The organism is Hymenobacter sp. YIM 151500-1 (genome assembly GCF_025979885.1).
Classification (GTDB): Bacteria; Bacteroidota; Bacteroidia; order Cytophagales; family Hymenobacteraceae; genus Hymenobacter.
Map to the genome: position 1 here is coordinate 4680035 of NZ_CP110139.1, position 12754 is coordinate 4692788.

Consider the following 12754-nt stretch of genomic DNA (forward strand, 5'->3'; position numbering starts at 1 on the left):
ATAGTAGGTTGAAACAAGGAATCTTGGGTTAGTGGAAAAGTAAACTAGTCTGTGGAAAAGGTATTTTACTTATACTTGTCGCAGACGGCCGCACGGTGTTGGTTAAGATGCTGAGGCTTATAGTGTCTGCTTAGTGGCTTGGTTAGTGGGACTTACTTTTAATGCGTAGTAAGATGTGGGTGCGTAGTTTTTGGTTTACCCTTGCCTGGGTTGTGCTGCCGATACTGGTCTTAGCCCAGCGCCAGCGTACCACAAAATGGGAAAGCGGCACCCTGGAAAAAAACCAGAAAGTTGGTGTCTGGGAGTATTACAGCTATGCGGCCAACGGCGAGCAGATAGTAACCCAGAAATACGACCATACGGCTGGGAAGCTAGTCTACTGTCGCCCCGATGACAAGGAGTACCTGGCCGAAACAGAACCCGGGAAATGGACCAATACGCCGCTGACCCAAGCTCCCTGGTTTATCGGTGGGCACGAAGCCCTAGCTGCCTACATAGCCAAGCTCAAGTACCCGGCGCAGGCCGAAAGCCGGGAAGTTCAAGGTCGGGTAGTGGTGGGCTTCGTTATCGATACGCTGGGTCAAGTGTCGGATCATAAAATAATGCGGGGGATAGGCAGTGGCTGCGACGAAGAAGCCTTGCGGGTTTGTCGTACCGTGCCGGGCAACTGGGTGCCCGGCCGCATTGGGTCGCGGGCGGTGCCCGTGCGCTACGAGCTGCCCTTCACGTTCCGCCTCCACTAAGGAGTAATACCGTAGACCTAAAAAATTAGGTAAGTATTTGATTATTAATACTTTGCTTAAGTATCTTGGCCATCTGCTTTTTGATCGGCCACTCAAGCAGTGCGTCACAGGCAAACCGACAAAAGCTTTCGGATAAACTGTTGAAAACCAGTAAAAGGTCTAAGCTCTAGGTTCTAAACCCTAAGCACTAAGCACCAAGCATTACCGACCAGGTGCCAGCACTCCTGCTCTAAGGTCTTACTACTTACAACCATTTCCCTTGCTATACCAATCTTTCCACTTCACTCACCTTTAGAATGAAAAAACTCTTACTACTCGTGCTGCTAATCCTGAGCGGGTTGGCGGCCACGGCCCAAAGCGGAAAAATATCCGTCTCGGGGCGGGTACTCGACGCCAACGGCCAGGCCATACCAGGGGCAACCGTGCTGGAAAAAGGCACCAACAACGGCCTGGCCACCAACAGCGAAGGCATGTTCAGGCTCGACGTTGCGCCCGACGCCACGCTCTCCTTTTCGGCCTTGGGCTTCATGCCCCAGCAAGTGCCCGTCAACAACCGCAACACGCTCGACGTGCAACTGGAAATGAGCGCCACCGACCTCAATGAAGTGGTGGTGGTGGGCTCGCGCGGGCAGCCCCGCACCAGCGTTCGGAGCGCCGTGCCGGTGGACGTGCTCAACGCCCGCGAGTTGCAGGCCACCGGCCAAGTCGAGTTGGGCCAGCAAGTGCAGTTCACTTCGCCCTCGTTCAACTCAGCCAAAACCGGCGTGAACGGGGTGGCCAACTATGCCGACCCGGCCACGCTGCGCGGCCTCTCGCCCGACCAAGTGCTGGTGCTCGTGGATGGCAAGCGGCGCCACCAGTTTTCGGCGCTGAACCTGAACGTGACCGTGGGTTCGGGCACCGTGGTGACTGACCTGAACGCTGTTCCTACAATGGCCGTGGAGCGCGTGGAAGTGCTGCGCGACGGGGCAGCGGCCCTCTACGGCTCCGACGCCATCGCCGGGGTCATCAACTTGGGCCTGAACAAAAGCACGGGCATAGTTTCGGGCAAAGTGCAGTACGGCATAACCCAGGAAGGCGACGGCGCACAATACCTGGCCGGCGCCAACTACGGCCTCAAGCTGGGCTCGGACAACCCCGGCTACCTCAACCTGACCGTGCAGTACCAGCGCCAGGAACAGACCAACCGCAGCGACAACTACGTGGGCGGCATCTACACCCCTTTCCCGGCCCTGCCGGCCACTCCCACGGCCGCGCAAATCGCCGCCGAAAACGCCAAACGCGCCGAGCGGGGCGTGTACCCGTCGGTAGGGCAGCCCTTCAAGGTGGGCGTGTACGGCAGCAACCAGGCCGACATCTACCAGGGCTTTTACAACTTCGGCCTGCCCCTAGGCTCGGCCGGGTGGACGGTGTACAGCTTTGGCGGCTACTCGCGCAAAGACATCCTGGCCTATGGGTTTTTCCGCAACGCCCAGCCCAACAACGTCAACTACAGTCCCGTGCACCCCGACGGCTACTTGCCCGAGCTACCCGGCCGCAGCGACGACTACTCAGCCGTGGTGGGCCTGAGCCGCAAGGTGGCCGAGGGCTGGAACTTGGATTTTAGCAGCGGCTACGGCTACAACTACCTCGACCTGCACGCCAACAATACCGCCAACCCCTCCATGGGCGCGGCCTCGCCCACCGATTTCTACGTGGGCCGCAGCGCCTTCGGCCAGAGCACAAGCGAAATCAACGTGACGCGCAACTTCGGGGGGCTGCTCGGCACCAAGTCGTTCAACCTGGCTTTCGGCGGCCAGTTCCGGGCCGACCAGTTCATCCTGGAAAAAGGCAGCCCAGAGTCCTACTTCGTGGGCGAGTTTGCCCGGCCCGCGCCCGCCACGCCCACCTCGCCCGCCCGCACGGCCAAGGCCCCCGGCTCGAGCGGCCGGCCCGGCATCGCCCCCGAAGACGAAACCGACGCCACCCGCACCAACGTGGGCGTGTACCTGGACCTGGAAAGCGACGTGAACGAGCGCCTGCTACTGACCACGGCCGTGCGCTACGAAAACTACTCCGACTTTGGCAGCAACATATCGGGCAAGTTTGCCACGCGTTTCAACGTGCTCGAAAACGTGGCCCTGCGCGGCTCCATCAACCGCGGCTTCCGGGCCCCGTCGCTGCAGCAAACCTTCAACAGCGTGACCACCTCCACCGTGCAGGCCGGCGAAATTGTGCAAACCAAGCAGCTGCGCAACAACGACCCGCGCCTGCCCGGCATTGGCATCGGCGCCCCCAAGCCCGAAACGTCGTGGAACTACAGCGCCGGCCTGGCCGCTCAGCTAGGCGATAACTTCGCGCTGACTGTCGACGCCTACCAGATTGACATCCGCGACCGTATCATCAACAGCGAGCGGCTGCTCGTGCCCCAGGGCACGACGGGCGGCACCGGCATCGAGGCCCTGCGCGTGCCCTTCCGTGGCCTGAGCGAAATCCGCTTTTTTACCAACGCCATCGACACCCGCACCCGCGGCATCGACGTGGTGGGCACGTACCGGGTGAATTTCGGTGAGCGCAGCCGTCTGAGCGCCAGCCTGGCCGGCACGCTGAACGAAACCAAAATTTCGCGTTTCGGCGCCACGCCTGCCCAGCTCCAGGCCGGCACCCCCAACCGCGTGCTGCTCATCGACACGGTAAGTATCGGGCTGATCGAACGGTCGCAACCGCGCCAAAAGGTATTGTTTTCGGTTACCTACCAACTGGGCAAGTTCAGCCTCACGCCGCGCGCCACCTACTTCGGGCCCGTGGTGGCTTACGAGAAGCCCAACAACATCCCCGCCACCGCGAGCACGCCGGCCCGGTACGTGCGCCACATCAGCCAGGAGTTTGAGGGCAAAGCTGTGTACGACGTGGCATTGGTTTACAACGTGTTCAAAGCCGTGTCGCTGACGGTAGGCGCCAACAACGTAACCAACGTGTACCCCGACCGGGTAGATGCCCGCCGCTTCGCCAGTTATTCCAATGGCGAAATTCCCTACTCACGCAACGTGGCCCAGTTCGGTTTCAACGGTGCGTATTACTACACCAACCTCTCCCTGACCTTTTAAGTAGTGAGAACTTAGAGCTTAGACTTTTTATTGAAGCTGTTTAGAAAGTCAAAAGACCGTCATGCTGAGCGAAGTCGAAGCATCTCTCCCGCTTCGCCAGAGCTGTTTAACGGAGCGGTAGAGATGCTTCAACTTCGCTCAGCATGACGTCTCAATCTGCTTTTAACGACTTTCTAAACAGCTTCATTGGTTATCAATAGTTTACACAAAGACCTTCACCGGTTTACTTTTAGCGCATTACGTAGGCGCGGTGGAGCTGGGAGCCGCGAGGCTTAACGCCCCGGTTCCCAACTCCCCAAGCCCGAATGCCAAGCCCCGCCAATGTCTAACTTGCTGCTGCTGTTTGTGTGCCTGGCCGCTGGGGCAGCGTTGCGCCGCTGGCAGGTGGTGGCCGCCGATGCCCACACGGTACTGAACCAAGTGCTTATCTGGGTGCTGCTGCCGGCGCTGACGTTTCTGCACCTGGCGGTGGCGCGGTTCGACGCGCGGTTTTTGTTGCCCGTGGGCATGCCTTGGCTGGTTTTTGGGGCGGGCTGGCTGTTTTTTGCGGCGGCGGGGCGGCGGCTGGGCCTGCCCCGCGGCACCGTTGGGGCATTGGTGCTCACGGGCGGCATCAGCAGCGTGTCGTTCGTGGGCTTTCCCGTGTTCGAGTTGCTCTACGGCCGGCCGGGCCTGGAACTGGGCATTGTGATGAGCCTGGCCGGCTCGATGCTGATTTGCGTGACGTTGGGCGTGGGGGTGGGGGCGTGGTACGGCGCGGCCGAGCCATCCTGGCGCGCGATGGGGGCCAGTGTGCTGCGGTTTCCGCCGTTTGTGGCAACGCTGCTGGCGGGGCTGGCCCACGCGGCGGGCTACCAGCACCCGCCCTTGGTGCGCGCCGTGCTCGAACGCCTCAGCCTCGCTTATCCCGTGGTGGCCCTGCTTTCGGTGGGCCTGCAGCTGCGGCTGGTCGTGCCCAGCGCCCAGGCCCGGGCGCTGGGCCTGGGCCTTGCCTACAAGTTGGGGCTGGCTCCGCTGCTGGTTTGGGCAGCCTGCCAGGGGTGGTCCGAGCAGCACGGCTTGGCGGTGGACCTGTGCGTGTTAGGGGCCGCCATCGGCCCCATGAACACGGCTGCCGCCCTGGCCGCCCGCTACGGGCTCAACCCCGACTTGGCGGCGCAAATGGTGGGGCTGGGCATTCCGCTGTCGTTGCCGCTGCTGGCCTTGCTGGGTTGGTGGCTGCGCTAGGGGCCGCCAACGGCTGGCTTTCGGCCAGCCGCGCGCGGCAAGGGCCAGAAGGCAAGCTAAGTTGACTAGTATTTCGGGCAAGCTGCCGGTAAAAAACACTAATTTTTCCCCGCCATGATCCTGCAACGCCTTTCCCGCAACCTCACGCTTTGGGTGCTGCTGGCCATTGTGGCCGGGGCGCTGCTGGGCCATTTTGCGCCCGAGCCCGCCGTGCGCATGGAAGTACTTGGCAAGCGCTTCATCGACGTGGTGAAGTTGTTTATCAACCCCATCATTTTCCTCACTATCACCCTCGGCATCAGCACGATGGGCGACCTGAAGAAAGTGGGCCGCATCGGGGGTAAGGCCCTGCTGTACTTTGAAATCGTGACCACCCTGGCCCTGCTCATCGGGGTGGGCGTGGCGGCGCTGGTGCGGCCGGGGGCGGGCGTGGCCGTGGGCAAGCTCAACACTGCCAAGGTGGGCGAGTACACGCAGCGGGCCACCGAATTTTCGTGGGGAGACTTCCTGGCCGACAACCTCACCCTGCAGGTGTTGCTGGTGGCCATCGTGCTGGGCACGGTGCTGAGCAAGTACGCCGGCCGCGAGCCCATAATTCACCTGCTGAAAACCGCCGCCAAGTACGTGTTTCGGGGCTTGCACCTGGTCATGCTTTTCGCCCCCATCGGGGCGTTTGGGGGCATGGCCTTCACCATCGGCAAGTACGGCATTGCCACGCTGCTGCCCCTGGGCAAGCTCATGGTCACGGTGTACCTGACGATGGCCGTGTTTATTTTCGTGGTGCTGGGCGGCATCCTGCGCTACTGCGGCATCGGCCTCTGGGCTTTCCTCAAGTACATCAAGGCCGAATTGCTGATTGTGCTCGGCACGTCGTCGTCGGAAGCCGGCTTGCCGGGGCTGATGGAGAAACTCGTAGGCATGGGCTGCGCGCAGCCGGTGGTGGGCCTGGTGGTGCCCACGGGCTACTCTTTCAACCTCGACGGCACCACCATCTACCTGGCGCTGGCCACCTTGTTTTTGGCTCAGGTGTTCCACATCGACCTGACGGCGGGCCAGCTCCTGACCATGATGGGCATTTTGATGGTGACCAGCAAGGGCGCGGCCGGGGTGGCCGGCAGCGGCTTCGTGGTGTTGGCCAGTACGCTCACGGCCATGCGCGTCGTTCCGGTCGAGGGGCTAGCCCTGCTGATTGGGGTGGACCGCTTCATGTCCGAGGCCCGCTCCATCACCAACTTCATCGGCAACGGCGTGGCCACCGTTTTCTTGGCTCACCACGAAGGCGCCCTCGACCACGAGCAAGCGGCCACGGTGCTGGGCCGAGGCCCGCGCCCGCTGCGCTTTCGGCGCCGCCACCTCAGCAGCGGCGAGTACCTGGGCGAAATGGCTCAAAAAGCCAAGCCGCAGTAACCCGGCGGCCGGGTTGCGTACCGGCTCGCCCGGCGCGTCAGGGGCCCCACATTGCCGTGTTCCGGTCGTTGTTCCGGTAGCCTCGGCCGCCCCCAGGCCGTTTGGCTCCCACGGCGCCTGGCAGTTGACGCTCCCCAACGTGACGCTATAAATAAAACAAGCAAGTTTTGCCCTGAGAAAAGGTCCGACTACACCAGTCGGACCTTCTTGCGTGATATCTTAGCCGATGAGCCGGCGTTCAGAGTCGAAAACAATTCGCTTAATTTCGGCATCAGGATAATGTTCGGGCGCCGGTTTTGAGCTTTGTAGGCGGCGTTATCGTTGGGCGCCACGGGCGTATAGGCGCTCGGCGTCGGCTTTGCCTTGTTTGGGACAGTTTGGGGGCCGCAGGTCGTCGTATTGCTTGCTTTCCGCGGAGGGGCCTTGGGGTGGTTGTTTGCGCGGTAGCTTTTTGATTCATTTTCCTTCATCTACTCACCTTTTCCTTTCATTTATTCTCGAGCATGAAAAGATTATTACTGCTTGTGCTGCTGGTCCTGACCGGACTGGCGGCAGCCGCCCAGTCGGGTGGCACCTTGTCGGTTTCCGGGCGCGTGCTCAACGCCACCGGGGAGCCCGTGCCAGGCGCCACGGTGCTGGAAAAAGGCACCAACAACGGCACGGCCACTAACAGCGACGGGCAGTTTGTGCTGGAGGTGAAGCCCGACGCCACGCTTATTTTTTCGGGCATTGGGTTTGTAGCCCAGCAGGTGCCCGTGCAGGAGCGCAATACCTTCACCGTCACGCTGCAAGTCGGCGCCACCGACCTGAGCGAGGTAGTGGTAACCGGGTCCCGGGCCACCGAAGGGCGCTCCAACATCCAGACCACGGCTCCGGTAGACGTCATTTCGGCCCGTGAAATCCGGGCCTTTGCCCAAACCGATGTGGGGCAGGTGCTGACGTTTACGGCGCCTTCGTTCCAGAGCAGCCGCCAAACCATTGCCGACGGCACCGACCACCTCGACCCCGCCTCCCTGCGCGGCCTGGGCCCCGACCAGGTGCTGGTACTGGTGAACGGCAAGCGCCGCCACAACCAGGCCCTCGTAAACGTGAACGGCACCGTGGGCCGCGGCTCAGTGGGCACCGACCTGAACACCATTCCGGTGGCCAGCATCAAGCGCATTGAGGTGCTGCGCGACGGCGCGGCGGCCCTCTACGGCTCCGACGCCATTGCCGGCGTTATCAACGTGCAGCTCAAGGACGACACCACCGGCGTAACGGCCAGCTCCACTGCGGGCCAGACCGTGGAAAGTGACGGGGAGCTATTTCAGGCGGATGCCAACGTAGGCCTGGGCCTGGGTGGCCGGGGCTTTGTGGACCTGAGCGGACAGTTTCTGAACCGGGGCTACACCAACCGCAGCGGCGTGGACACGGCCCCGCTCATCTACCTCGGCGACAACAACGGCAACTACCCCGCTAACGCCAACACGCCCGCCCTGCGCGAGCAGCTAAAGCGCCGCGACGATGCCCTGGTGGCCGAACGCGGCTACGACCGCCGCAACCTGCGCTTCGGCAACTCGGAGCAGCGCAACTACGGCGGCTTCCTGAACGCCGGCTTCACCCTGAGCCGCAGCTTGGGCCTGGAAGCTTACCTCACGGCCGGCCTGATGCGCCGCGAAGGCAAAGCTGCCGGTTTTGCCCGCCTGCCCGGCCGCTTCAGCGCCCAAAACGACTCTACCTACTATCCCAACGGCTTCCTGCCCTTCATCGAGCCTACTATCATCGACCGGTCGGTGCTGGCGGGGGTGCGAGGCCAGGTGCTGGGCTTCGGCTGGGACCTGAGCAACGTGTGGGGCTCCAACTCCATGGAGTTCAACGTGACCAACTCCGTGAATGCCTCCCTGCCCCTGGGCACCAGCCCGCGCAATTTCTACGCCGGCCGCATCTACTTCCGCCAGAACACCACCAACCTGAGCTTTACGCGGCAGTTCCGCGACCTGAGCGGCGTGGAGTCGGTGAGCATTGCCTTCGGCGGCGAGTTTCGGGAAGATGAGTATGAGATTGGAGCGGGTGAGCCGGACTCGTACCGGAACGGCGGCCGCATTGCGCGCACCGGCACGGCCGCCAATGGCTCGCCGGTGTTAGGGCCGGCCGCGGCCGGAGCACAGGTGTTTCCGGGGTTTCAGCCCAGCAACGAGCTGAACCGCACGCGCACCAACGTGGCCGGCTACGCCGAAATTGAAAGCGACATCACCCCGCGCCTGCTGGTGAGCTTGTCTGGCCGCGCCGAAAACTACTCCGACTTCGGCAGCAACGTGAGTGGCCGCCTGGGTGTCCGCTTCAACTTCCTCAACGACGTGGCCCTGCGCGGCAACATCAGCAACGGGTTCCGGGCGCCCTCCTTGCAGCAGCGCTACTTCACCAACCAAAGCACCCAGTTTGTGCAGGGCGCCCCCCAAACCGTACTGACGGCCAACAACGAAAACCCCATTGTGCGGCAGTTTGGCGTAGGCTCTCTAAAGCAGGAAACCTCGAAAAACTACAGCCTGGGCCTAACGGCGCGCATTGCGCGCACGGCCACGCTTACCGTGGACGCCTACCAGATTGACATCGATGACCGGATTGCGCTCAGCACCCAGTTTAACCGCACCAACCCGCTGGTAGCAGGCTACCTGAATGCAGCCGGAGCCACCGAGGTGGGCATCGTGCAGTTCTTTGCCAACGCCATCAATACCCGCACCCGCGGCATCGACATCGTGGCCAACGAGCGGCTGACCATAGGCGCAAAAAGTACCCTGAACCTGACGGCGGCGGCCAACCTCACGGAAACCGAGGTGCGCTCCGTAAACGTCCCCAGTCAGCTGGCCGACCCCGTTCTGCGCACCATCTTCTTTGACCGGCAGCAAACCGGCCGCCTCGAAGACGCGCAGCCCCGCAGCAAAATTGTGCTGGCCGCCAACTACACCCTGGGCAAGCTGGGCCTGGAGCTGCGCACCGTGCGCTTCGGCGAAGTAGTGTTTCGCGACGCCCGCGTGAACCCCGAGCCCACGGCCGCCAACCCCAACCCGTTCCTGTTCTCCAGCATCGACCAGACGTTCTCGGCCAAGTGGGTTACCGACGCCACCCTGACGTTTCAGCTGCTGCGCCAGCTCCAGCTGGCCGTGGGGGCCAATAACATCTTTGACGTCTACCCCGACCAGTACCGCATCAACCCCCGCAACAACCCCAACAACTTTGCCGTGGACGGCACCAGCTACGTTTCCAACCTCGACAACACCAACCGCGGCCGGACCCTCTACAACCCCAACCAGTTCGGCTTCAACGGCGCCTTCTACTTCGCCCGCCTGAACCTGACCGTGGGCAAGTAGGCCGTCCTGTTGCTTGGCTTTTGCTGTGCTGCTACTGAGGCTGTTTAGGAAGTCACCCAAGGTGACTTGCTAAACAGCCTCAGTTATTTATTTCATTGCCAGGCAACGCTCAGGGGCAGAGCACTATCTGACGCATGAAACCAACGGTATAAGCTAATGAAGCGTTTTGTCTCGTGTTTGATTGTACTGAGTGTAGTGCTCACTACCGGGCGTAGCAGCTGGGCGCAGGGCTACGACCAGCTATTGCAGGAGGCCGCCGGACTACTGGGGCAGAAAAACTACTGCGCTGCTACCGACCTCTTCACGCGCGCCTTCGCCGACAGCACCAAGACCGGGCCTTACGACCTGTATGCCGGCGCGGCAGCCGCGGCCCATTGTCCGGGCAAGGAACCACTAGCCCTGCACTGGCTGCTCCGCCTGCCGCGGCACCCTAACCTCGCTGTTACGCCCCGCGACGTGGACAACATGGCCAAGGATGAGGGAATGGCCGCTCTGCACGCCGCACCGGAATGGACACGCTTCATTACGCAGATGCGGGGCGTTGCGGCCGAACGGGAAGCCGCCGCCCGCCGCGCCTCGGCACAGTGGTTGACCGATACCCGGAAGCGCGCCCTGGCACCGGCCGAGGCCAAGGGCCGTTACCGCGCCGCCGCGCCGGGTTTTGCCATGTACTACGCTCCCGTCGATACGGTGCAGGTGCCCTACCTGGTGTACGTGCCGCGCAGCTACCAGCCCGCCACGGCCGCGCCCCTGCTGGTGTATTTGCACGGCGGCATTGTGAGCACCCCGCAGTTTCAGCACCAGGACCCCGATGTGGCGGAGGAGCCCATCTTCGCCGCCGCCGACCGGCAGCAGGCTTTGGTGCTTTACCCGTTCGGGCGCAAGTCGTTCGGGTGGTTGCAGCAGCAGGCGGCTCTTACCAACATTCTGCGCATGGTGGCGCAAGTAAAAGCCCGCTACCACGTGGATGCCCGGCGCGTGTACCTGGGCGGCATGTCGAACGGCGGCACGGCGGCCTTCTGGTTTGCCTGCCAGCAGCCCGCCGGGTTTGCCGGCTTCTATGCCTTGTCGGCCATGCCCACCAGCCAACTGGGTTCTTTGAACTTCAAACAGCTAAGCGGCAACGCGCCGATGTATTCACTGAATGCAGAAGATGATCAGGTGTTTGCCTACCAGAAGGTGCAGGCTATTTACGAGCAGCACCGCGCCCAGGCCTCGCAGTGGCACTTCCTGACGAGGCCCAGCGGCGGCCACGGCTTCCTCTATGGCCCCGACGGCCCGGTCGCCCTGCACGAGCTGCTTACCCGGCTTATGGCTCCTTATAAAGTAATCCGGTAACGAAAGCTGCCTAAGAACCAACACATTCGGAGCGCAGACTAGGCAGCGCAACGGCTCTGCGTGCGGCACGGCAGTTGGGTTGGCTTATCTAATGGGTGCTGGCCTGGCTGTGAGCGGGCGTCCGGACCATAAAAAACGGCCTCATCGCCAAGTGGTGAGGCCGTTTTTTGTGCTCGGTATTCCGGATTCCTTATAGATTCATGTCGAGCACGATGCGGTAGTGGGCCTTGCCGGAGCGCAGGTGGTCCATGGCGGCATTAGCCTCGCTCATGGGAAAGTGCTCGGTTAGGGGCTTGATGCCGTGCTGAGCGGCAAAGCGCAGCATCTTGTCGGTTTGGGCGCGGTTGCCGTTGGGCGAGGCGCCCACCGACTGGTTGCCCAGCAGCAGCGGAAACACGGCCACCGGAATGGGCTCCAGCACGGCCCCCACGATGTGCAGCTTGCCGTTGGGCTTGAGCATGGCGATGATGTCGTTCCAGTCGAGCGACACGTTGGCCGTAATCAGCAGAAAGTCGAAGGTGCGGGCTAGTTTTTTCAGCTCGGCGGCATCGGTGCTCGAAGCGGTGCGGGTGGCCCCGAAGGAGCGGGCTTCCTCCATTTTGTTTGGGCTGGAGGTGAAGGCCGTAACGTCGCAGCCCCAGGCCTTCAGGAACATAATGGCCATGTGGCCCAGGCCGCCGATGCCGAACACGCCCACCCGGTCAGTCGGCTTTACGTAGTCGAGCAGAGGAGCAAACACCGTGACGCCGCCGCACAGCAGCGGGCCGGCATCGGCGGGCTCTACGCCGTCCGGAATGGGGACGGCCCAGAGCCAGTGGCTGCGCACCTGCTGGGCAAAGGCCCCGTGCCGCCCGATAATGGTAGGCTGCCCGCTGGTGCACATCTGCTGGTTGCCTTGCAGGCAAGGGTCACAGTGCAGGCAGCTGCTGGCGTTCCAGCCCACGCCCACCCGCTGACCGATGTGCAGGCCTTTCTTCTCGGCTGTTTCGCCTAGGCCCACAATGCGGCCGATGGCCTCGTGGCCGGGAACGAACGGGTAGGTGCTGATGCCCCACTCATTGTCCAGCATCGACAGGTCGGAGTGGCAGATGCCGCAGTACTCCACGGCAATGTCTACTTCCTCGGCACCGAGAGGGCCGGGGTCGTAGCTAAACGGTTCGAGGAGGCCGTGAGCCTCCTTGGCAGCCATTGCTTTTACTTCAGCCATTGGCATAAGAAAAGTTAAGTAGGTGAGAAATTAAGAAGCAGCGGTTGGCGGTAGCTGGTACAGCGTCTGGCCCCTGTAGCGACGCTACCCTTGGCGTCTCGTCGTCCGCGCCACTAGAACGGTAATCGTTCCGACGCTGAGACGCGGACCGCAGAAAGGCGTGGCCACAGGGCACGTCGCTACAGCAACCTGACTAACTGGTTAGCTACCAAAGCTGTTTAGGAAGTCATATAAAACATACCGGACCGTCCTGCTGAGTGCAGGCGCAGCCGAAGGCGAAGCATCTCTACCGCTTCGTTGCTGATAGCCGTTTCGCCCGTACGAGTAGAGTTACCCCCGGTAGAGATGCTTCGACTCCGGCTGCGCCTGCGCTCAGCAGGACGGTCCATCAACTTTCTA

At 62.2% G+C, this 12754-nt stretch carries 7 protein-coding genes; 6 read left to right on the forward strand and 1 reads right to left on the reverse strand.

Going from position 1 to position 12754, the window contains the following annotated elements; translation table 11 throughout:
- The first annotated feature begins 212 nt into the window (after positions 1–212).
- The 6 genes from OIS53_RS19325 (at position 213) to OIS53_RS19350 (ending at position 11148) form a co-directional block, all read left to right on the forward strand.
- The gene (locus tag OIS53_RS19325; protein ID WP_264680220.1) at positions 213–743 is read left to right on the forward strand and encodes an energy transducer TonB; all 531 of its coding nucleotides are present in this window, start codon (positions 213–215) and stop codon (positions 741–743) included.
- 296 nt (positions 744–1039) lie between these two features.
- The gene (locus OIS53_RS19330; protein ID WP_264680221.1) at positions 1040–3829 is read left to right on the forward strand and encodes a TonB-dependent receptor; all 2790 of its coding nucleotides are present in this window, start codon (positions 1040–1042) and stop codon (positions 3827–3829) included.
- Between the two features lie 321 nt (positions 3830–4150).
- On the forward strand, positions 4151–5056 hold the full coding sequence (locus OIS53_RS19335) for an AEC family transporter (protein WP_264680222.1): 906 nt from the start codon (positions 4151–4153) through the stop codon (positions 5054–5056).
- A 114-nt stretch (positions 5057–5170) separates the two neighbouring features.
- The gene (locus OIS53_RS19340) at positions 5171–6463 is read left to right on the forward strand and encodes a cation:dicarboxylate symporter family transporter (RefSeq protein WP_413775169.1); all 1293 of its coding nucleotides are present in this window, start codon (positions 5171–5173) and stop codon (positions 6461–6463) included.
- 503 nt (positions 6464–6966) lie between these two features.
- Complete coding sequence (locus OIS53_RS19345; RefSeq protein ID WP_264680223.1) at positions 6967–9810, forward strand: TonB-dependent receptor; 2844 nt, start codon at positions 6967–6969, stop codon at positions 9808–9810.
- A gap of 156 nt (positions 9811–9966) precedes the next feature.
- The gene (locus tag OIS53_RS19350) at positions 9967–11148 is read left to right on the forward strand and encodes a dienelactone hydrolase family protein (protein ID WP_264680224.1); all 1182 of its coding nucleotides are present in this window, start codon (positions 9967–9969) and stop codon (positions 11146–11148) included.
- A 190-nt stretch (positions 11149–11338) separates the two neighbouring features.
- On the opposite strand, the gene ahr is transcribed toward OIS53_RS19350, so the two are convergent.
- On the reverse strand, positions 11339–12355 hold the full coding sequence (ahr, locus tag OIS53_RS19355) for an NADPH-dependent aldehyde reductase Ahr (protein WP_264680225.1): 1017 nt from the start codon (positions 12353–12355) through the stop codon (positions 11339–11341).
- Positions 12356–12754 lie beyond the last annotated feature (399 nt).